This window comes from Arthrobacter zhaoxinii (assembly GCF_025244925.1).
Lineage (GTDB): Bacteria > Actinomycetota > Actinomycetes > Actinomycetales > Micrococcaceae > Arthrobacter_B > Arthrobacter_B zhaoxinii.
Map to the genome: position 1 here is coordinate 2,841,993 of NZ_CP104275.1, position 19,967 is coordinate 2,861,959.

18 protein-coding genes are annotated in these 19,967 nt (G+C 66.3%); 8 read left to right on the plus strand and 10 right to left on the minus strand.

Features of this window, described 5'->3' with window-relative positions; translation table 11 throughout:
• Nucleotides 1-2: 2 nt before the first annotated feature.
• The 4 genes from N2K95_RS13250 to N2K95_RS13265 all read left to right on the plus strand — a co-directional run bounded on the left by N2K95_RS13250 (nt 3) and on the right by N2K95_RS13265 (nt 3,347).
• Nucleotides 3-782: a basic amino acid ABC transporter substrate-binding protein gene (locus N2K95_RS13250; RefSeq protein WP_260651906.1), complete on the plus strand. Its 780-nt coding sequence runs from the start codon at nt 3-5 to the stop codon at nt 780-782.
• Between the two features lie 163 nt (nt 783-945).
• Entirely contained in the window at nt 946-1,734 is a 789-nt protein-coding gene (locus N2K95_RS13255) for a basic amino acid ABC transporter substrate-binding protein (RefSeq protein WP_260651907.1), read from the plus strand.
• A gap of 72 nt (nt 1,735-1,806) precedes the next feature.
• On the plus strand, nt 1,807-2,592 hold the full coding sequence (locus N2K95_RS13260; RefSeq protein ID WP_255790698.1) for an amino acid ABC transporter permease: 786 nt from the start codon (nt 1,807-1,809) through the stop codon (nt 2,590-2,592).
• Between the two features lie 5 nt (nt 2,593-2,597).
• Nucleotides 2,598-3,347 carry an amino acid ABC transporter ATP-binding protein gene (locus N2K95_RS13265; protein ID WP_260651908.1) on the plus strand — a complete coding sequence of 250 codons (750 nt, stop codon included), beginning with the start codon at nt 2,598-2,600 and terminating at the stop codon, nt 3,345-3,347.
• A gap of 369 nt (nt 3,348-3,716) precedes the next feature.
• Here the strand turns inward: N2K95_RS13265 and menD are convergent, their stop codons facing one another.
• Nucleotides 3,717-5,483 (minus strand): 2-succinyl-5-enolpyruvyl-6-hydroxy-3-cyclohexene-1-carboxylic-acid synthase, encoded by a 1,767-nt coding sequence (gene menD, locus N2K95_RS13270; protein ID WP_313771091.1) that lies wholly within the window; start codon nt 5,481-5,483, stop codon nt 3,717-3,719.
• A 222-nt stretch (nt 5,484-5,705) separates the two neighbouring features.
• Between menD and N2K95_RS13275 the strand changes: the two genes are divergently transcribed.
• Together N2K95_RS13275 and N2K95_RS13280 are read left to right on the plus strand one after the other, a co-directional pair.
• Nucleotides 5,706-6,794 (plus strand): tartrate dehydrogenase, encoded by a 1,089-nt coding sequence (locus N2K95_RS13275; RefSeq protein ID WP_260651909.1) that lies wholly within the window; start codon nt 5,706-5,708, stop codon nt 6,792-6,794.
• Between the two features lie 106 nt (nt 6,795-6,900).
• A complete protein-coding gene (locus N2K95_RS13280; protein WP_260651910.1) occupies nt 6,901-8,529 on the plus strand; it encodes an SLC13 family permease in 1,629 nt (542 codons plus the stop codon).
• Nucleotides 8,530-8,565: 36 nt separating this feature from the next.
• Here the strand turns inward: N2K95_RS13280 and N2K95_RS13285 are convergent, their stop codons facing one another.
• Nucleotides 8,566-9,507, minus strand: a complete 942-nt coding sequence (locus N2K95_RS13285; protein ID WP_260653812.1) for an o-succinylbenzoate synthase — start codon at nt 9,505-9,507, stop codon at nt 8,566-8,568.
• 148 nt (nt 9,508-9,655) lie between these two features.
• On the opposite strand from N2K95_RS13285, the gene N2K95_RS13290 reads away from it, so the two are divergent.
• Nucleotides 9,656-10,564 carry a phosphatase PAP2 family protein gene (locus N2K95_RS13290; RefSeq protein WP_260651911.1) on the plus strand — a complete coding sequence of 303 codons (909 nt, stop codon included), beginning with the start codon at nt 9,656-9,658 and terminating at the stop codon, nt 10,562-10,564.
• A 114-nt stretch (nt 10,565-10,678) separates the two neighbouring features.
• On the opposite strand, the gene N2K95_RS13295 is transcribed toward N2K95_RS13290, so the two are convergent.
• From N2K95_RS13295 to pdhA, 5 genes are all read right to left on the minus strand, one after another.
• Entirely contained in the window at nt 10,679-11,908 is a 1,230-nt protein-coding gene (locus tag N2K95_RS13295) for an MFS transporter (protein WP_260651912.1), read from the minus strand.
• A 41-nt stretch (nt 11,909-11,949) separates the two neighbouring features.
• Complete coding sequence (locus tag N2K95_RS13300; RefSeq protein WP_260651913.1) at nt 11,950-12,807, minus strand: MBL fold metallo-hydrolase; 858 nt, start codon at nt 12,805-12,807, stop codon at nt 11,950-11,952.
• A 62-nt stretch (nt 12,808-12,869) separates the two neighbouring features.
• Complete coding sequence (locus N2K95_RS13305) at nt 12,870-14,447, minus strand: dihydrolipoamide acetyltransferase family protein (protein WP_260651914.1); 1,578 nt, start codon at nt 14,445-14,447, stop codon at nt 12,870-12,872.
• Nucleotides 14,444-15,580: an alpha-ketoacid dehydrogenase subunit beta gene (locus tag N2K95_RS13310; protein ID WP_260651915.1), complete on the minus strand. Its 1,137-nt coding sequence runs from the start codon at nt 15,578-15,580 to the stop codon at nt 14,444-14,446. The genes N2K95_RS13305 and N2K95_RS13310 overlap by 4 nt, the downstream gene beginning before the upstream one ends.
• A gap of 26 nt (nt 15,581-15,606) precedes the next feature.
• Nucleotides 15,607-16,824, minus strand: coding sequence for a pyruvate dehydrogenase (acetyl-transferring) E1 component subunit alpha (gene pdhA, locus N2K95_RS13315; protein ID WP_260653813.1), 1,218 nt, complete (start codon nt 16,822-16,824; stop codon nt 15,607-15,609).
• Between the two features lie 184 nt (nt 16,825-17,008).
• Here pdhA and N2K95_RS13320 point away from each other — a divergent pair, with 184 nt between their 5' ends.
• On the plus strand, nt 17,009-17,461 hold the full coding sequence (locus tag N2K95_RS13320) for an Lrp/AsnC family transcriptional regulator (protein WP_260651916.1): 453 nt from the start codon (nt 17,009-17,011) through the stop codon (nt 17,459-17,461).
• A gap of 128 nt (nt 17,462-17,589) precedes the next feature.
• Here N2K95_RS13320 and N2K95_RS13325 read toward each other — a convergent pair whose 3' ends face one another.
• The 3 genes from N2K95_RS13325 to paaE all read right to left on the minus strand — a co-directional run bounded on the left by N2K95_RS13325 (nt 17,590) and on the right by paaE (nt 19,964).
• Complete coding sequence (locus N2K95_RS13325; protein WP_227918970.1) at nt 17,590-17,838, minus strand: DUF6480 family protein; 249 nt, start codon at nt 17,836-17,838, stop codon at nt 17,590-17,592.
• A gap of 215 nt (nt 17,839-18,053) precedes the next feature.
• Nucleotides 18,054-18,821 (minus strand): enoyl-CoA hydratase/isomerase family protein, encoded by a 768-nt coding sequence (locus N2K95_RS13330; RefSeq protein WP_260651917.1) that lies wholly within the window; start codon nt 18,819-18,821, stop codon nt 18,054-18,056.
• Nucleotides 18,822-18,830: 9 nt separating this feature from the next.
• Nucleotides 18,831-19,964, minus strand: coding sequence for a 1,2-phenylacetyl-CoA epoxidase subunit PaaE (gene paaE / locus N2K95_RS13335; protein ID WP_260651918.1), 1,134 nt, complete (start codon nt 19,962-19,964; stop codon nt 18,831-18,833).
• Between the last annotated feature and the right edge of the window lie 3 nt (nt 19,965-19,967).

Genomic DNA, 19,967 nt, shown 5'->3' on the forward strand with positions numbered 1-19,967 from the left:
TTATGCCGCACAAAGCCCGCACCACCGTTGCCGCCCTGCTTGCCATCTCGGCACTGTCCCTGACCGCTTGCGGCGGTGGAAGCGACAGTGATGAATCCGGCCTCTCCATGGTCAACGAGGGCACCCTTACGGTCTGCTCCAACGTTCCTTTCAAGCCGTTTGAATACGTGGTGGACGGTGAGTTCACCGGTTTCGACATCGAACTCACCCGCGAAATCGCCAAGGGCATGGGCCTGGAGCATGAGGTGCAGAACGTTGGATTCGACGGCCTGCAGAGCGGAACCGTACTGGCTGCCCGCCAGTGCGACGTGATTGCCGCAGCCATGTCCATCACCGACGCCCGTGCCGAGAAGCTGGCATTTTCGGACCCGTACTATGACTCGCCGCAGACCCTCCTGGTTCCCGCCGATTCCTCAGTCGCCTCCCTGGCAGATCTGGCGGGCAAGAAGGTAGGGGTCCAGCAGGGCACCACCGGCGAGAGCTATGCACGGGAAAATGCCGCCGATGCAGAGATCATGTCCTTCCAGACCGATGCAGAGCTGTTCCAGGGACTGCAGGCCGGAAACATTGATGCGGTTCTGCAGGATCACGCGGTGAACCAGGACCACACCGAGGACGGCAAGTTTAGGATTTCGGCCAGTTTCGAAACGGGTGAGTCCTACGGCTTTGCCATGAAGAAGGACGGCAGTGAGGAACTCGTTGCCGAGGTGAATAAACAGCTTGCTGATCTGCGGGAGAATGGGAAGTACCAGGAGCTCCATGACCGGTTCTTCACGAAGTAGCCACGCCGCAGACCGGGTGCCGGGAGCGGCACGGGGCTTCTGTCCTGTTGCCGGCAGTGGCGGACACGTTACCGAAATATGGACTACGTACGCTCTAGACTGCATCCCAATACCCAGCTACGGGTGAGACTGCTCACTCCGTCCGACGTAAGGTTGTAAACCAATGCCGTACAAAGCCCGCACCGCCGCCTTCACCTTTTTGGCCATCGGCGCCCTTTCGCTGACCGCCTGCGGTGGTGACGACGCCGGAGCCTCCGACGGCGCTGCCAACGGATTCAATCTGGTCTCCGAGGGCACGCTGACGGTCTGCTCGGACATCCCGTACGTACCGTTCGAGTATGAAGAGAACGGCGAGTACACCGGGTTCGACATGGAACTGGTCAAGGAGATCGCGGCGGGTCTCGACCTTGAACTGGCAGTCCAGGACGCCGGGTTCGAGGGAATTGCCAGCGGCACCGTGCTCGCGGCCGGACAGTGCGACCTTGAAGCCAGCGCCATCACCATCACCCCGGAACGTGAAGAGGCCATGGGCTTCGCCGATCCGTACTACGACTCGCTGCAGTCGCTGCTGGTCCCTGCCGGCTCGGACATCAAGAGCATTGATGACCTGGAGGGCAAGAAGCTCGGCGTCCAGGGAAACACCACCGGTGAGTCGTACGCCCGGGAGAATGCTCCCGGCGCGGAAATCGTGGCTTTCCCGAGCGACGGCGAACTGTTCCCGGCTATCCAGTCCGGTAACGTCGATGCTGTGCTCCAGGACCTGCCGGTGAACATTGGACACACGGAGGATGGAGACTTCACCATCGCCGAAGAGTATGAGACCGATGAGTCCTACGGCTTCGCCATGGACAAGGACAACACCGAGCTCATCTCCGCCGTTAACGAGCAGCTCACTGAGCTGCGGGACAACGGCAAATACCAGGAGATTTACGACAAGTACTTCACCGAATAACGCCTAGACCACTGAGTCGTCCCGGGCCGGGTGCCCGGGACGGCCCCTTTTCTTCCCCGGAAGGCCCCCATTTTGAAACCCTCCACCCGTAGACGCCTGTTCCGGGGCGTCCTGTACGCCGTTTTCGTCATCGCACTGGTAGCCGTAGTGCTGGCTGCGGATTGGGAAGCCATCCGCGAGAACTTCTTCGACGCCGAGGTGGCCCGTGAGGCCTTCCCCACCATCATCACGGTGGCGGTCAAGAACACGATTATCTACACCGTCATCGCTTTCGCCGGCGGGCTCCTCCTGGGCCTGCTGCTGGCGCTGATGAAGCTTTCCCCCGTTGCGCCGTACCGCTGGGCCGCCACGGCCTACATCGAACTCTTCCGCGGACTCCCTGCACTGCTGGTGATCTTCGGATTCGCCTTCGCAGTTCCGATTGCCTTTGACTGGCGTCCGCCGGGAGGCAGCGCAGGCGCAGGGCTCCTGGCCCTGATCATTGTCTCCGGCGCTTACATCGCCGAGACCATCCGCGCCGGGATCCAGGCAGTCCCCTCCGGCCAGGCCGAGGCTGCCCGCTCGCTGGGCATGGGTCCGGCCTGGACCATGATCTCCGTGACCCTGCCCCAGGCTTTCCGGATCATCACGCCGCCGCTGACCAACGAACTGGTCATCCTGATCAAGGACACCTCGCTGCTCTTCATTGCCGGCATGGCCCTGCAGGACCGCGAGCTGACCACCTTTGCACGCGACTCCGTATCGCAGACCGCGAACGCCACACCGCTGGTTCTCGCTGCCCTGATGTACCTGATCATTACGCTGCCGCTGACCCAGCTGGTGGCAAAGCTTGAACGACACAACCAGAGAGGCAGGTAGCAGCCATGAGCGTTCCCAACACCAACGCCCCTGCCATCGAGGTCCGCAACCTTCACAAGTCCTTCGGAAGCAACGAGGTCCTGAAAGGCATCGACTTCCATGTAGACCAGGGCGAAGTGGTCTGCGTGATCGGTCCGTCCGGTTCCGGCAAGTCCACCCTGCTGCGCTGCGTCAACCGCCTGGAGGAGCCCACCAGCGGCACCGTTCTGGTGGAGGGTGTGGATATTACCCACCCCGACACGGACCTGGACAAGGTACGCACCCGCATCGGCATGGTCTTCCAGCAGTTCAACCTCTTCCCGCACCTGAACGTGCTGCGCAACCTGACCCTGGCGCAGCGCCGGGCGAAGAAGCGCGGCCAGGAGGAAGCCTCCAAGATAGCCCTGAAGAACCTCGCCAAGGTGGGTCTGGAAGACCGCGCCACGGCATTCCCCGCCCAGCTCTCCGGCGGCCAGCAGCAGCGTGTGGCCATTGCCCGTGCACTGTCCATGGATCCGGACATGATGCTGTTCGACGAGCCCACCAGCGCGCTCGACCCGGAACTCGTAGGCGACGTGCTCGCCGTCATGCGCCAGCTTGCCGAGGAAGGCATGACCATGATGGTGGTGACGCACGAGATGGGCTTCGCCCGTGAAGTAGGCGACCGCGTGGTCTTCATGGACGGCGGCGTCGTTGTGGAACAGGGACGTCCCGAGGACGTCCTGGGCAACCCGCAGCACGAACGCACCCGGGCGTTCCTCTCCAAGGTTCTCTAGAAGGTTCCTGCCGCCGCCGGTTCATCCAGCCCGGCGGCCGGAAGCTAAGCAACACACCCGCCAGCGCGGCCTGCATCTCTAAGGTGCAGGCCGCGCTGTGTTTCCCGGGCTTGGGAAGCCGCTCCACTCAGCCCAGAGCGAGTCCGTGTTCTTCCATCGCCTGCACTATGAGCCGCAGCGTCTTCGGACCCATGCCGTGCAGGGAGGCGAGTTCCGCCTGCGGGACGCCGGTCAGTTTGCGCAGTGAGTCATATAGCCTGCCCCGGCCAGGGCACGGGCAGCCGGCACCCCAATCTTCGGTAAGGCATCGAGCGGGGTAACCATGCAGCGACGCTACGCTTCGCCGGGGCGGGCGTACAGGCCGCCCGGTTAGCTCCGCACCGCTGCACTCACTGCCGCCTGCACCTGCTGATGCAGACCACGCAGCGTTTCCCGTGCCGTGCGTACTTCCAGCACCGACCGTCCACGAACCGGCTCCGCAAGTGCCGCAACAAGTTCATCGGCAGAGCGGACCATCTGGTGCCGGACACCGTAGCCGCGGCACAACGCGGCCAGGTCGGCGCGGTGCGGTGTCCCGAAGAAGCGTTCCACCAGGGCTGTGTACCGGGGGTCCTCCCCCAGTGCACCGTGTTCAAGGACTGAGAAGATGCCGCCGCCGGCGTCGTTCAACACGATCATCTGCAGGTCCGGCTCGTCCTCCCCATTGCCCAGGAGCAGCGCTCCGGCGTCGTGCAGGAACGTGAGGTCCCCCAGCAGCAGCCGGGTGGGAATACCGTTGGCGAGCGCAATGCCCGTGGCAGTGGAGATGGTCCCGTCGATCCCGGCGAGGCCACGGTTGGCGTATACGTCCAGCGGATGCCAGCCCGGAGAGGCAACCAGGTCCATGTCCCGGATGACGTTGGAGGAACCGAGCACCAGGTTGGCGTCTGCGGCATCCCACACCAGGTCGGCGACCTGGAGCCCGGTCAATTCGGTCTGCTGTTCCAGCAGGTTGTTCAGCGTGTTCATGGCTGCTTCCGAGGCCGTCCGCCACTGCTCCAGCCAGCCGGGCGCACCGGTTCCCGCGAACGCGAAGAGCCCGGGAATGTCGCTGATGATGGTTTCCGGACGCCGTCCCTCGGTAAACCAGTTCACCGGCCGGGGCAGGTACAGGGCCTTCTCGACGTCGGTGCGGGCCAGCAGCGCCGCCACCGGACGGGAGAGCGTGGGGCGGCCGAACACCACGACTCGTTCAATCATCGGGCCGAGTTCCGGCAGCAGCAGGCGGTAGGCACCCACGGCGTTGGGACCGATGCGGGCATTGGAGGACGGTTCCGCCAGCAGCGGCAGCCCGGCACGCAGGGCAAAGAGCGCAGCGAGCTCCCCGGCGCCGTCGCCCGCCACCACCACGGTGCGGTGGGTGCCGGGAATCGGCGGATCGGCGGCAGGGATCCGGTCCTCCGCCGGAACCGGAGCGGAGAAGGGCAAAGGCTCCGGAACGGAGCCGGATTCGAGGAACAAGGGGTCGGTCTCGCCGGGGGTCAGCGGATCCCGGAACTGGAGGTTCACATGCACCGGCCCCACGGGAATCCCGTTGCCGAGGCGGGCCAGGGCGGCGGAAATGGCTTCGGCAGGATCGGTGCCGGCCTCCACATCCGCAGCCGTCACCGGGAAGTGGGCAAAGAGGCCCGGCTGCACCGTGGTCTGGTTGGCACCGGTGCCGTGCAGCTCCGCCGGCCTGTCCGCGGAGAGGACCACCAGCGGAACACCGGCATGGTGGGCTTCCATCACGGCAGGCATCAGTTCACCCACGGCAGTGCCCGACGTCGTCACGACGGCTGCGGGACGACGCCCGCCGCGGGCCAGGCCGAGGGCAGTAAAGCCGGCAACCCGTTCATCAATCCGTACGTGCACCCGCATCCGCTCCTGCAGTTCCGCTTCCGCCAGCGCGTAGGCCAGCGGTGCGCTGCGCGATCCCGGGGCCAGGACGACGTCGCGCACTCCTGCGGAAGCCAGGGCGGCGACGGCGGAGCGGGCTGCCTGGAGGGAGCTCAATCCGGTCCGTGCCGCATCCGCCAGGTCAGAGGTGCCGGTCGCAGAGGAGGCAGACGGCCCGGCTGCCGAGGACGGGTTGGGAGACTTCGGGGTTCCGTTCACTCTTCCATCCTAGGGTTCGTCCGGACCGTAGCGCCCGCATTGCAGGGGTCACCGGTGCGTGCTTCCGCTCCGTGCTGCATCCCCAGCCGAATCCCTTCTTTCTGAACGGGGCATCATGCTTTGCCGGGAAGGTCTAACCGTACGTTCATGCCGTCCCTACACTGATGGAACCAGCACCTTGAGACTCGCATGGCGCATGCCGCCGCGACCGGAAGGTCCGCTATGACGCAGACCCACAAAATCGCAACCATTGCCGGAGACGGGATCGGACAGGAAGTGGTGCCTGAAGGAATGCGGGCGTTGGCTGCCGCAGCTGAGGCCTTTGACTTCACCTTGAAGAGCACCGACTTCGACTTTGCCAACGGTGACTATTACCTCAAGCACGGCAGGATGCTGCCGGACAACTGGGTTGAGCAGCTTGAGGGTTTCGACGCCATCTTCTTCGGTGCTGTCGGCTCCCCTGAGACAGTTCCGGACCATATATCCCTGTGGGGAAGCCTCCTCCAGTTTCGCCGCCATTTCGACCAGTACGTCAACCTCCGGCCGGTGAAGCTGCTGGCCGGAGTCCGGAGTCCGTTGGCGGACCGCCGGCCCGGGGACATCGACTTTTACGTTGTCCGCGAGAACACCGAGGGCGAGTATTCCAGCATTGGCGGGCGGATATTCGAGGGCACCGACAGGGAAACGGTGATCCAGGAAACGGTGATGACCCGGACCGGTGTAGACCGCATCCTCAAGTACGCGTTCGACCTCGCCGGCAGCCGTCCCGAAAAGCACCTGACCTCCGCCACCAAAAGCAACGGGATTTCGGTGACCATGCCGTACTGGGACGAGCGTGTAGCTCAAATGTCCGGCAATTACGCAGAGGTGAGGGTCGACAGCTACCACATCGACATCCTGACGGCGCACTTCGTGCTGCATCCCGAAAGGTTTGACGTAGTCGTGGCCAGCAACCTCTTCGGCGACATCCTCTCGGACCTGGGCCCGGCATGCACGGGCACCATCGGCATCGCGCCCAGCGGCAACATAAACCCCGAACGCCGCTTCCCGAGCCTTTTCGAACCCGTTCACGGATCTGCTCCGGACATTGCCGGCCAGGGTATCGCGAACCCCATCGGCCAGATCTGGAGTGCGTCCATGATGCTGCAGCACCTGGGTGAGCCTGCAGCAGCAGCCGCCGTGGTCCAGGCTTTCGAGAACGTGCTGGCCCGGGGAGATGTCTCCCTCACTCCCGATCTGGGCGGCAACGGAACCACCGAGCAACTGGGAAAAGCCATCGCCGATGAAATCAGTGCCGTAGCCGCCGGATGACCCGCAGGGGTTATCCGGCGGTTGTGCCGTTTCAGTTCCACGGCGGCACACCACGGGCCGCGGCCCGTCGAACCGAAAAATTGCACCCGATGTCCGGAGGACGAAGATGTCCCAGAATGCGCCGCTGTCCATGCCGGCCCCGAAGACGCCGGGGTTCACCGACGTCAAAGCCGCCCTGCTGGGCGGGAAAACGTTCCGGAGCCTAAGCGAACAATCCCTCTCTCCCCGCGAGGAAAAGTTTGAGCGGGCACGCCAGACCCTGGGGTTGTTCCTCGCCCCAGCCGTCGCAATCGTCTTCGCACTCCTGCCCACAGCAATGGACCCGACCCAGCAGCTGCTGGCTGCGGTCCTGCTCGGCGTGATCATCCTGTGGATCTGCGAACCGGTGCCCATCCCCGTGGGTGGCCTCATGGGGGTTGCCGCCGTAGTGATCCTCGGGATCGCACCGGCCGCGGAGGTCCTGCAGCCCTTTGGCTCCACAACCATCTTCACGTTTATCGGCGCCTTCATACTGGCCCAAGCCATGCTCAAACACGGCATCGCGCAGCGGCTGGCCTTCGCCGTTCTCTCCGTCCCCGGAGTGGCAAAGTCGACGTACCGTATTATCACCGCCTTCGGAGTGATCACCTGCCTGCTCTCTGCTTTCGTGTCGAACACCGCAACGGTGGCTATGCTGCTGCCTACGGCTCTGGGCATCCTCACGGTCATCGGCGAACTTCTGCAGAACCGTGGCGTCGTCAAGTCCGACTTCGACCCGTTGCGCCTGCGCGTCGGTGCCGCGCTGATGCTGATGCTGGCCTACGGCGCCAGCGTGGGCGGACTGCTCACGCCTGTGGGTTCTCCGCCGAACCTCATCGGCCGCGGCCTGATCGAGGAAGCGACGGGCGTGCGCATCTCGTTTGCCCAGTGGGCCGCCACCGCTGCACCGCTCTGCCTCGCCATGTTCATCGTGCTCGCCCTCGTTATGTTCCTGCTCAATAAGCCCGAGATCCGCAGGATTGAAGGCGTTGACGGGTTCATCAGCGAGAAAAAAGCCGAGCAGGGGAAAATGAAGCGGGCAGAGGTCAACACCCTGATCGCCTTCGGTTTTACCGTCACTCTCTGGCTGCTCCCCGCGTTCGCGAGCCTTATCTTCGGCACGGAATCCGAGCAGTACATCTTCCTGGACGACAGGCTGGACGAAGGCATCGTGGCAGTGCTCGGGGCCTCACTGCTGTTCATCCTCCCCACCGATTGGAAGAAGCGCGAAGCCACCCTCACCTGGTCCGATGCAGCCAAGATCGACTGGGGAACCATCGTCCTCTTCGGCACGGGCATCATCTTCGGTTCCCTGCTGTCGGCCACGGGTCTGGCGGAAACCATCGGAACCACCGCCTCCGACACCCTGGGCGTCACCAGCGTCATCACCATCACCGCCTTCTCAGTGATACTGGCTATCCTCATCTCGGAAACCACCAGCAACACCGCCTCTGCGGCCGTCGTTGTGCCCATCGTGATTCCCCTGTGCGTGGCGATGGATGTGGACCCCTTCATTCCCGCCCTGGCGGCGACTTTCGCGGCATCCTTCGGCTTTATGCTCCCGGTATCGACGCCGCAGAACGCCATTGTCTATGGGTCCGGAACCATACCCATCACCAGGATGATCCGCACGGGACTCGTCTTCGACATCCTCGGGGCAGCGCTCATCATCAGCATTGTCCCCATCATGGTCGGGGTCACCGGCATCGGCGGCTGACGCCGACGCCGGCGTGACATATGTGCGGATCGGCGCCTAGCGCTGCTCCGCCGTCACCAACTGCGCATGCACCCGTTCCAGCCTGTCCAGCCACCACTGCCGGCGCTCCGGTGAGGCGCCATACCGCTCCAGCAGCTCCTCGGACACCGGCACGTCGCGCACGGCCAGGGCACCGCCGTCGGGCAGCAGGGACTCCTCGGTCACGTCCCCTGCCATCAGCGAAAGCGTCCCCAGACCGCAGGCGTAGGGAAGCTCGGGCAGCGCTGCGGCCAGTGCCACTCCGGTGCGGATCCCCACCGAGGTGTCGATGGCGGAGCTCACCACGGCGGGCAGTCCGGCCTGCGCAACGATCTGCACTGCGCGGCGCACGCCGCCGAGCGGTGCCGCCTTGATGATGATCAGATCCGCCGCGTCTTCCCGGGCCACCTTCAGCGGATCGGTTTCCTTCCGTACGCTTTCGTCGGCGGCAATCAGCACCGGAACCCCGCGCCGGCGCAGCTCGGTCCGCACGGCACGCAGGCCCGCAATTCCGGCGACGGGCTGCTCAGCATATTCCAGCCCGGCCTCCGCCAGCAGGGTCAGCGTGTCGACGGCGGTGGGCACGTCCCAGCCCGCGTTCGCATCCACGCGGATACCGGCGTCGGGCAACAGGCGGCGGACCTCGGCCACCCGGGCCAGGTCCTCCTGCGGGGTCTGGCCGGTCTCGGCAACCTTGACCTTCACGGCAGGGACCTTTCCGAACCGGGCCAGCACGGCTTCCACCTCGTTGACTGCGACAGCGGGAACCGTGCCGTTGACCGGGATGGAGCTGCGCACCGGCTCGGGATAGCCCTCCTCCGCGGCTTCCAGGGCGGAAGCGAGCCAGGGTGCGGCCTCGGCGTCGGAGTACTCCGGGAAGGGCGCGAATTCACCCCAGCCGGCCGGGCCCGAAAGCAGCAGGGCCTCGCGGTGGAGGATGCCGCGGAACTTCACCCGCATGGGGATGGAAACAACGCGTGCTCCGGCAAGGAGGACGGACAGATCGGGACTCTTCGGCACCCTGCCAGCCTACGCTTTGACGTCCGGTGCCAAGGCTCCGTTCGACGCGAACAGGTAACCATCACGATGATGTGGCAGTCTGGAAGCGATGGATACTCGCAACTTGCTGGCACAGCGCGCCCGTGCCCAACGACCGGCTGCGCATAATCCGGCTCTCTTCCTTTTCGCCGCCCTCATGTGTGCTGCCGGCGTTGCCGCAACCTACTGGTTCTTCGTCCGCACCACCACCGGCCAGCTCGCCGATGAGTCGGCCTTCAAGGAAGCCGAGCTGATCGCTCCGGCCACGGAACGGCCGGCGATCGCCTTCCTCGACGAGCTGCCGCTGATCTCGGTGTTCATTGCCGTGATCGTGGTCGTGTTTGTGACCATCCTGCGGCACCGGATTTCACCGGCGGTTATTGCCCTGGGCACCTTCGGGGCCGCGAATGTCAGCAGCCAGCTGCTGAAGCGGACCGTGCTGGACCGTCCCGACCGCGGGGTGGTGACGCTGGACTTCAATTCGCTGCCGTCCGGCCACACCACGCTGGCCGCCTCTGCCGCTGCTGCGGTATTCCTGCTCGCCTCGCCGCGCTGGCGGCCCCTCGCTGCGCTTTTTGGCGGCAGCTATGCCGTGCTCGCGGGTGCTGCCACATTCCTGAACCTCTGGCACCGGCCGGCCGACGTCGTCGCCTCGCTTCTGGTGGTGGCGGCCTGGACACTGGTCGGCGGCCTGGTGATGATGCGGACCAATCCTGAGTGGAACCGCTGGCCGGCCAAGGGAGCCGCACAGGGCTCCGCAAAAGCCATAGCCCTGCTCTGCGCCGTACCGGGAGTGCTGGCCACGGCCGCGAGCCTGGGCCTGTATTTCTATGCCCGCATGGATCCGGCGGCTGCCACCACGTCCGCGCCGCTGTATTTCTGGGCGGGCCTGACGCTCATTGTGGGCGTGGGTTATCTGGTCAGCGCCCTCGCCTGCTGGCTTTTCAGCCAGCAGGCCGGAGACCCTGCCCGGCGTTAGCGCAGCACTAAACGGGCAGACTGCGATGTAGAGGCCGGGAGGCCTAAGTGCCGGGATGCTCGCGGAGCGCACGTGCAGGCAGCCCGAGGTGGAAGGTGGGGGCCATGTGCGGCGCTAGCGTCCCCGGGGCAAGGTGGCGGAACCGGCCGCGGCTTTCCGGCCGGGCACCCAGATCCAGAGCACAACGGCGCCCAGCAGCCCCAGGACCGCGGTGGCCCCGATTCCCGCCGAGAGTGACACCAGTGCGGTAACGCCGGAGAGGATGCCGGGCCCGCCCATGGTGCCGAGGTCCGCCAGCAGCCGCCAGATCCCCAGGAACTGCGGGCGTCCGGGTGACGGTGAAAAGTCCGCCCCGAGGGTCATGACAATCCCGGAACCGATGCCGTTGCCGAACCCGATGAGCAGCGCTGCCAGCAGCAGTCCGGTCGCTTCGGACGCCAGCGGCAGCAGCCCGAGGCCCAGCCCCATGATCAGCATGCAGGGTACTGCCACGGAGCGCCGTCCCCAGGTGTCCATCGCTTTGCCTGCGGGGTAGAAGATGAGCATGTCGATGGCCCCGGAAAGCCCGTAGATCAGCGCCGTCTGCGTGGGATCCAGGCCGATGTGCTGGCCCCAGAGCGGAATGACCGCCTGGCGCGTGGCGCGGACGGCAGCGATCAGCAACACCCCGATGCCGATGGTCCGGAACACCCTGGCATGGCTGCGCAGGATGGACCGCACCGTGGGCGCGGGGCCGGCGTCGGCTCCGGAAACCTTCGTCCCGGATCTCCCTGGCCGGACAGCAAGATCGGGGACCTGCAGGCTGAGGATTCCGGCACCGACAGCTGCCGCGGCACCCACCCAGTACGCTCCCGTGGTGCCGAAGAGGGCGATGGCACCGGCGGCGGCGAAGGGGCCGATAAAGACGCCGATCCGGTTGACGCCGCCGAGGGTGGACAGGGCACGCGCCCGGAAGTGCGCCGGGACCGCCTCCGTCAGGTAGCTCTGGCGGGCAAGGCCGAATACCGAGCCGGCCATGCCGACCATAAAGACGGCCAGGGCGAAAACCTCCAGCACCGGGACGGCTGCGGCCAGGACCATTGCCAGCGCGCACCAGGCCGACGCGGCAACCAGCGCCCATTTCTCCCCGAAGCGTGTGGTCACAATAGTGGCCGGCACATTGGTTAGGAGCGAACCGACTCCGGTCAGCGTGATGACCAGGGCAGCCAGCGCCACGGTGGCGCCAAGCCCGCGGGCGGTGAGTGCAATCACCGGCAGGATGGCACCGGTCGCCAGCCCGTAGAGCAGGGTAGGCCCGTAGGCCGGAATGGCAATTTTCCGAAGGCTGAACTCGTCCGCTGGCACGGCCCCAGACTATCGCTGAACGGGTACCGTTCCGGCCCGGACTACTTCTTGAGCCACTTCCACCGGGCGAGGGTCCGCAGGCGTGTGAGCAGTGCGCGGGACTGGTCCGGACCGTACGGCAGGATGGGAATTGCCTTCGTCATGTCCACCGAGGCCTGGTCCATTGCGCTGCGGGTGACGGCGACGGCGGTGCGCATCTTGTTCATCTGGGTGGTGATGAATTCCACGGTGACGGGTTTGCCGTGGCCCGGGACGAACACCGTGTAGAGATCTTCGAGCGCCGCGATCTTCCCCAGGGTGCGGATCCAGTCCTTCGGGAACGCGTCCTCGAAGGCGGGGTCAGCCCCCTGTTCCACGAGGTCGCCGGTGAAGAGGACATCCCCTGCGCCGACCAGCAGGTCGTGGTCCGTATGCCCGCGTCCGAGGTGGAAGAGGGTCACGGAGATGCCGCCCAGGTCAAGGTCCACCGGGGTGTCCTCCACCAGCTTCGTGGGTTCGGCAAGCTCCGTGTTTCCGCCCATGGCCACGGCCATTTCCGGTTCCGCGTCAGCGGCCTGCGGACGGTGGCTGTTCCCGTTTTCCCGGATGCTGGCAGCGCATCCGGCGGTAGCCCAGATATCCTCCACACCATTGGCGAGCATCAGGGCGTTGCCGAAGTAATGGTCAAAGTGCGCATGCGTGTTCACCGCCGTCAACGGCAGGTCCGTCAGCGTCCGGACGGCGTCGTAAATCTCCTGTGCCATTGCGGGGCCTGCACCGGTATCGATGAGCAGGGCCCGCTCGTCGCCGATCACCAGCCCGGTGTTGACGGCGAAGGCAGCATTCGGGCGCACCCAGATCCGGGGCGCCACCTCCTGCCATCCGCGCTGGGTGGTGACGTGCTGCGGTGTTTCGGTCATGTCAGCTTTCCTTTTCCCCGGCCGGATTCCAACCTATCGCGTGCGGCTTCCCATTCCACGTATTACAGGTCCACCAGGATGCGGCCGGGATTTTCGACGGCATCGGCGACGTAGCGCAGGAAACCGCCGGCGGTCGCGCCGTCGCAGACGCGGTGGTCGAACACCAGGGTCAGCTGGGTGAGTCTCCGGACCGCAAGCTGGCCGGAAACCACCCACGGTTTTTCGATGATGCGTCCCACTCCGAGGATGGCCGATTCCGGATAATTGATAATCGCGGCGCTGCCGTCCACACCGTAGACACCGTAGTTGTTCAGGGTGAAGGTGCCCGAGGAGAGTTCGGCAGGTGTCGCCTTGCCTGTCTGGGCGGCCGTGGTGAGGCGGCGGATTTCCGTGTCCAGGCCCCGGGTAGTCAAAGCATCCGCCCGCCGGACGGACGGGACCATCAGGCCGCGATCGGATTGGACCGCAATGCCCAGGTTGACGCCGTCGAAGGCTTCAATCACGGCCTGCTGTCCTTCGCCGCCGTTTCCCGTGTTTTCCCGGGACCTCTCCCCTCCGACGTCCCCCGCAGGGACAAAGCGGGTGTTCAGCTCGGGGAACCGTGCGAGTCCGGCCAAGGTGAAACGGGCCAGGAAGGCCAGCAGAGAGGGGACGTCCTGGCCCTGCTGCGACAGGTCCGCCCGCAGGTCCATCAGGGCCGTCGCATCGACATCCACCCAGACGGTAGCTTCCGGGATGAGGCTGCGGCTGCGGCTGAGGTTGGTTGCTATGGTTCGCCGGAGACCGCGCACCGGGGTGCGCGAGGCGACGTCCAGCCCTGTCCGCGCGTCCGTTGGGGCCGCGGCCGTGCCTGTGTCCGCCGGGGTCGCGGCCGTTCCTGCGTCCCCCGGAACCGCGCCTGCCGCCGGAATCGCTCCCGCAGGAGCCACCATCAGTGCTTCGATGTCGCGGCGCAGGATCAGCCCGTCGGGTCCGCTGCCGGACACATCCGTCAGCCTCAGTCCGGCATCCCGGGCTCTCCGCCGGACCAGCGGAGAGATGCACCGGGGAGCTTCCGTGGGCGCGGATCCTGCGGCATCGGAGCCGGCAGCCGGACCGGCAGCCGCCGCGGCAGCCGCGCCGCGTCGCGGTGCACGGGAACGCCTCGCCGACTGGCCGTTGGCCGGAGTGCCATAGCCGATCAGTACGTTCCCCGACCCGGCTTTCTCTTCCTCCCGGTAGGCCTCCCCCTCCGCAGACGCCGCGGACGCCGCAGACGCCCCGGCCGCCCCCGCAGCCGCCGCAGCGACCACTGCCTCGGCCGCTTCCGTAGGCCCTACAGCTGCTGCAGGTGCCATCGCTTCGCCGCTTCCCGAGACCGTCATTCCGGCGGCGGGCCCGGCTCCCGCCGTTGCGTCAGCGGCAGTCTCCACCGAGATCAACGGACGCCCGACGTCGACACTCTCACCTGCCCGGCCATGCAGCTGCGCCACGCGTCCGGCAAAGGGCGACGGAACCTCCACCAGGGACTTGGCTGTTTCCACTTCCGCCACCGGCTGGTCCACCACCACGGTGTCCCCCACGGCCACCAGCCAGTTGACGAGTTCCGCCTCGGTCAGGCCCTCACCGAGGTCGGGCAGCAGGAAGGTACGCACACTCATCGCGGATCCGTCCCGGTTCCGGCGGCCGCGGTGGAACCGGGAGCATCCGGCTCATCCCACTGCAGCTCATCCACGGCGTCCAGGATGCGGTCCACCCCGGGAAGGAACCAGTGCTCCAGCTTGGGTGCGGGATACGGAATGTCGAACCCGGTCACCCGCAGCACCGGTGCGGCGAGGGAATGGAAGCAGCGTTCGGAGATGCGGGCGGCGATTTCCGAGGCCACGGAGGCGAACCCCGGCGCTTCGGCAACGACCACGGCGCGTCCGGTGCGTCGAACAGAGGCATCCACGGTCGCGTCGTCGTACGGAACGATGGAGCGGAGGTCGATCACTTCCAGGGACCGTCCTTCGGCTTCCGCAGCGGCCGCCGCAGCCAGCGCCGTCGACACGGACGGACCGTAGGCCACCAGGGTTGCATCAGTTCCGGGGCGTGCCACCGCAGCAGTGCCGATACCGCCGGAAATCCGTCCACCCGTGCGCAGTGCCTCGTCGGCGGCACGGCGCAAAGCGGCCAGATCCACCGTTTCCTTGCTCCAATAGAGCTTCTTCGGTTCCAGGAACACCACGGGATCGTTCAGCCGGACCGCATCACGCAGGAGCGTATAGGCATCCGCCACGGTTGCCGGGGCGACGACGGTCAGGCCCGGGGTGTGGGCATAGTAGGCCTCGGAGGAATCGCAGTGGTGTTCCACCCCGCCGATCCCGCCCGCGTACGGAATGCGGATCACCAGCGGCAGTTTCACCTTTCCGCGGGTCCGGTTGGACATCTTCGCCACGTGGCTGACCACCTGCTCGAAGGCAGGGTAGGCGAAGGCGTCGAACTGCATCTCCACCACCGGACGCAGCCCGTTCATCGCCATGCCCACGGCCATCCCCATGATCCCGGATTCGGCCAGCGGAGTGTCGAAGCAGCGGTCGGCACCGAACCGGGCGGTCAGTCCGTCGGTAATCCGGAAGACACCACCCAGCGGACCCACGTCCTCGCCGAAGACCACCACCGTCGGATCGGCGGCCATCTCATCGGCGAGCGCGGCGTTGAGTGCTTTGGCGAAGGTCAGGGTTTCCGGCCCGGAGTCCGTTGCCGCTTCCGGCACCTCCCGTGCCTGGGGCCGGGTGTCCGTGGAGGGTGCCATGATGCTGCCTTTCGGATCGGGAGGGGTCACCGCGAAGCACCTGCAGTGCCGGAGTTGCCGGTAGCGCCGGTAGCGCCGGTAGCGCCGGGAGCAAGTGCGTCGCGTTCCGCCGCGTCCCGCTCCAGTTCGCCGCGCAGCAGCTCGGCCTGCTCGCGCAGCTGAGTGGTGCGTGCGGTGTAGACATGCTCGAACAGGGCCATTGGATCGGGGTCGACGTCGGTGTTCAGTCCGTTCCGCATTGCCGCTGCGATTTCCTCGGCCGCCTGGGCCAGCTCTTCCTCCCGGGCGTCGTCCAGTAGCCCGAGGCCGCGCAGATAGCTCCGGGTCCGGACCAGCGGATCCCGCGGCACCCAGTCCTGCACTTCTTCGGCTGAGCGGTACCGGGTGGCGTCGTCGGCGTTGGTGTGGGCCTGCATGCGGTAGGTATGCGCTTCGACCAGGGCAGGGCCGCCGCCTTCCCGCGCACGCTGGACAGCCGCTCCGAGGACGGAGAGGAGGGCGGCGACGTCGTTACCGTCCACCCGCTCCCCCGGCATCCCGTAGCCGACGGCCTTATGGGCCAGCGACGGAGCCACCGACTGGTTCTTCAACGGCACCGAGATGGCATATTCGTTGTTCTGGATGAAAAACACCACGGGCACATGGAACACCGCAGCGAAATTCAGCGCCTCATGGAAGTCGCCCTCGCTGGTGGCACCGTCACCGCACAGGGCCAGCACCACGGTGTCCTCTCCCTTGAGCTTGGCGGCGTGCGCGACGCCGACGGCGTGCAGCAGCTGGGTGGCCAGCGGGGTGGCCTGCGGAGCCACCCGGTGCTCGTAGGGGTCATATCCGCTGTGCCAGTTTCCGCGCAGCAGCGTCAGTACCTGCAGCGGGTCCACTCCGCGGGATATGACGGCAACGCTGTCCCGATACGTGGGGAACAGCCAGTCCCGGGTTTCCAGCACCGCAGCGGCGGCCACCTGGCATGCTTCCTGACCGTGGGAGGAAGGGTAGACGGCCAGCCGGCCCTGCCGCACCAGGGCGTTGGCCTGGTCGTTGATCCGCCGGCCGGCCACCAGACGGGCATACGCCTCCAGCAGCAGGTCCCCGGCGGGCAGCGGGTACCGGGAATCCCGGTGGGCGGCACCGTCGGCATCTATCAACCGGACGGGAACGTCCGAGGGCAGCAGGGCACTTACGGCACCCGAACCGCTTTCGGCGCCCACGGCAGCCTGCGGCGTCCTGCCGGTAGAGATGGTCATCATGAGCCTCCGTCCGCAGTGCCGCGGCATCGTTGCACGCGGAACTTCTGTCTTGCCAGTATGCTTTCGGGCGCTGAATCGTTACCAGCATTCCCGCAAATCTTGGACGACTGCGGCGTGCGGGGGTAATCTGATGGACACCTTGCAGATGTGACGCAGATTACTTGGGGAGAGCGTGGACATTATGACGACAACGCAGGTACAGCCTCTTGATGATGTTGACCGGAAGATCCTCGCCGTCCTGCGGGCCGACGGCAGGGCCTCGTTTACCGCCGTCGCGCAGGCAGTCCACATTTCCCGGGCGCATGCCTATTCACGGATTGCCCGGCTCACCGAGTCCGGTGTGCTCAGCCGCTTTACGGCACTGGTCGATCCGGAGAAGGCCGGCCTGGGTTCCTCCGCCTATGTGACGCTGAAGGTCCGCCAGCATGCCTGGCGGGAGCTGAAGGACCGGCTCAGCGAGGTTCCGGAGATCCACCACATCGCCCTGGTGGGCGGGTCCTTCGACGTTATTGTCCTGGTCCGCGCCGAGGACAACATTCATCTGCGCCGCGTCATTTTCGACCAGCTGCAGTCCATGCCGGGAGTCCTGGACACCCAGACGTTCCTGGTGTTTGAGGAGCGCGATACCCGCTAGCCGCGCAGCGGGACGACAAAAAAGCAGGGCCTGCAGCTGCAGGCCCTGCTTTAGCGATCGGGCGGGCTCCCACCGCCGGGCGCCGGCCCGGTGGGCGGCTCCATCGCCGGCCGCCGGTGTTCTGCAGCTTAGTTTTCGTCGTGGCCCTGGTCGGTGCTCATCTGGTCCTCTGCCGGAGGGGTCTCTCCCGGAGGAACACCGCCGCCGGGCTCGAGGCCGGTGATGTTGCCGTCCATCGGATCAGGATTGGTGCTTCCGGCCTTGGCCTCGCTGTGGGCGTGGTTGCCGGTGCCCTCCTGCGTATCGGAGCCCTTTTGCGCATCCTTCGGCTTATCCGGGTTCGCCGGGTCATTGTTCGGATTGTAGCTGTCGGCCATGTTCCGCCTCCTCGGTGTCTCAGGGTTCTCTAGCGCAGGCAAGCACCTGTTGTAAGCATGCTTACGAGTTAGTTCCAACCTAGTCCGGTGTCCGCCGCATCACAAGCCGACCCGGAACGGCCCCGGCCAGCCATCCGGCCGGCCGGCTATCCGGCCAGCTATCCAGTCAGACGGGCCGGTGAGACCGCCGGCCAGCTATCCGGTCAGCCGTCCGGTCAACCCTGGAAAACCGGCCTGCGCTTACCCAGGAAGGCGTTGATCCCCTCCGCATAGTCGGGGGTGCCGCTGAGTTTTTCCTGCACGGTGTTCTCGGCCTCCAGCGCCTCCCAGAAGCCCAGCCGCCGGTCCCGGATCTGTGCCACCAGTTCCCGGGACGCGGTGAAGGCCTGGGTGGGGCCCGCCGCGACGCGCACGGCCGTCACCCGGGTGCTCTCCAGCAGATCTGCCGGGTCCAGGGCACGGCTGAACAGGCCGCCGGCTACGGCCTCGGCGCCGGTCATCAGGTCCGCGGTGTAGATCAGGTCCAGGGTGCGGTGCGGTCCCAGCCGTTCGGTGAACAGCCAGTGCCCGCCCGAATCCAACGCAGCGCCCAGGTTCGCGAACGGCGAGCCGATCTTCGCGTCGGCAGCCACATAAACGACGTCGGTGGCCACCAGCAGTCCGAGCCCTACTCCCAGGCACGCACCCTGGGCTGCGGCGAAGGTCGGAGCCGGGAAGTCGGACATCTTCTGCAGCAGCGGCAGCAGGTCATCCACGAGGTAGCCGCGGGCGTCGTCGTGTTCCGGGGAGACGGTGGAAAGGTCCCGCCCTGCACAAAAGCTCCTGCCCTCCCCGCGCAGCAGGAGGGCCCGTACCCCGGCGGCCGCGGCGTCGTCGTAGGCCGATCCCAGCTCCCCCAGGGCGGAACCGTCCAGTGCGTTGAGTTTTTTCGGCGCGTTGAGGACAACTTCGGCCACGCCGTCGGAGATGGTCAGGTCGATCATTGGGTGCTCCTAGGCGTCGTAGTCAACGGTCACCTGCGGGCTGGTGGGCCGGCTCTGGCAGGTCAGGACGTAGCCGCGTTCCAGTTCCTCGGGTTCCAGCGCATAGTTTTCCTCCATGTCCACTGTGCCGGAGACCAGTTTGGCCCGGCAGGTTCCGCAGACCCCGCCGGCGCAGGCGAAGGGCACATCAGGGCGTACGCGGAGGGCCGCATTGAGCACGGATTCGCGGGCATGGACGGGGCTGGCCACCTTGCCCTGGAGCCCGTCCAGCCGGAAGGTGATGTCGTAGTTCTCCCCGGAGCTGTCGGGGAGGACCGGCCGCCCGGCGGAGCCTTCCGGTCGGTCGGGCCGCCCGGTGGTGAACAGTTCAAAGCGCACCCGGGCGGGGTCGACGCCGCGTTCGGCCAGGGCATCGCGGCAGAGCTGGACTAGGTCGAACGGGCCGCAGAGGAACCATTCATCCACCGTGGCGGCCGGCAGCACGGAGTCGATCAGGGTGGTGAGTTTGCCGGCGTCGAGCCGTCCGCTGAGCAGCGGCGAGATCCGCTGCTCGCGGGAGAGGACATGGTGCAGGGCGAACCGGGACGGATAACGGTCCTTCAGGTCCGCAAGCTCCTCCAGGAACATCACGTCCATGGCCGCCTTGTTGGCGTAGACCAGATCGAAGCGCGTTGTGGTGGAGGAAGCCAGCACGGTACGGGCAATCGCGATCACCGGGGTAATGCCGGATCCTGCGGCGACCGCGGCAAACACCTGCCCCGAGGCCGGACCCAGATCCGGGGTGCCGGGCGCATGCCGGGAGGTGAAACTGCCGGCCGGGCTCATCACGTCCAGCACATCCCCTGCCTTCAGGTGTTCATTCACCCAGGAGGAAAACAGCCCGCCCAGGTCCCGCTTGACGGCCACCCGCAGTTCGCCGGGTCTCGGCTCCGCGCAGATGGAGTAGCTGCGCCTCAGTTCCGTGCCGTCCAGCACCGTGCGGAGGGCAACGTATTGTCCCGGGAGATAGGAGTAGGCCTCCACAAGCCCGGACGGCACCGCGAAGGTGACCTCCACGGCGTCGCCGGTCAGCCGGCGCACGGCGGCAACGGTCAGGGGATGGAAGGCTCCGCGGCGGGGCGGGGCATCGGGAAGAGCGGTCATCGC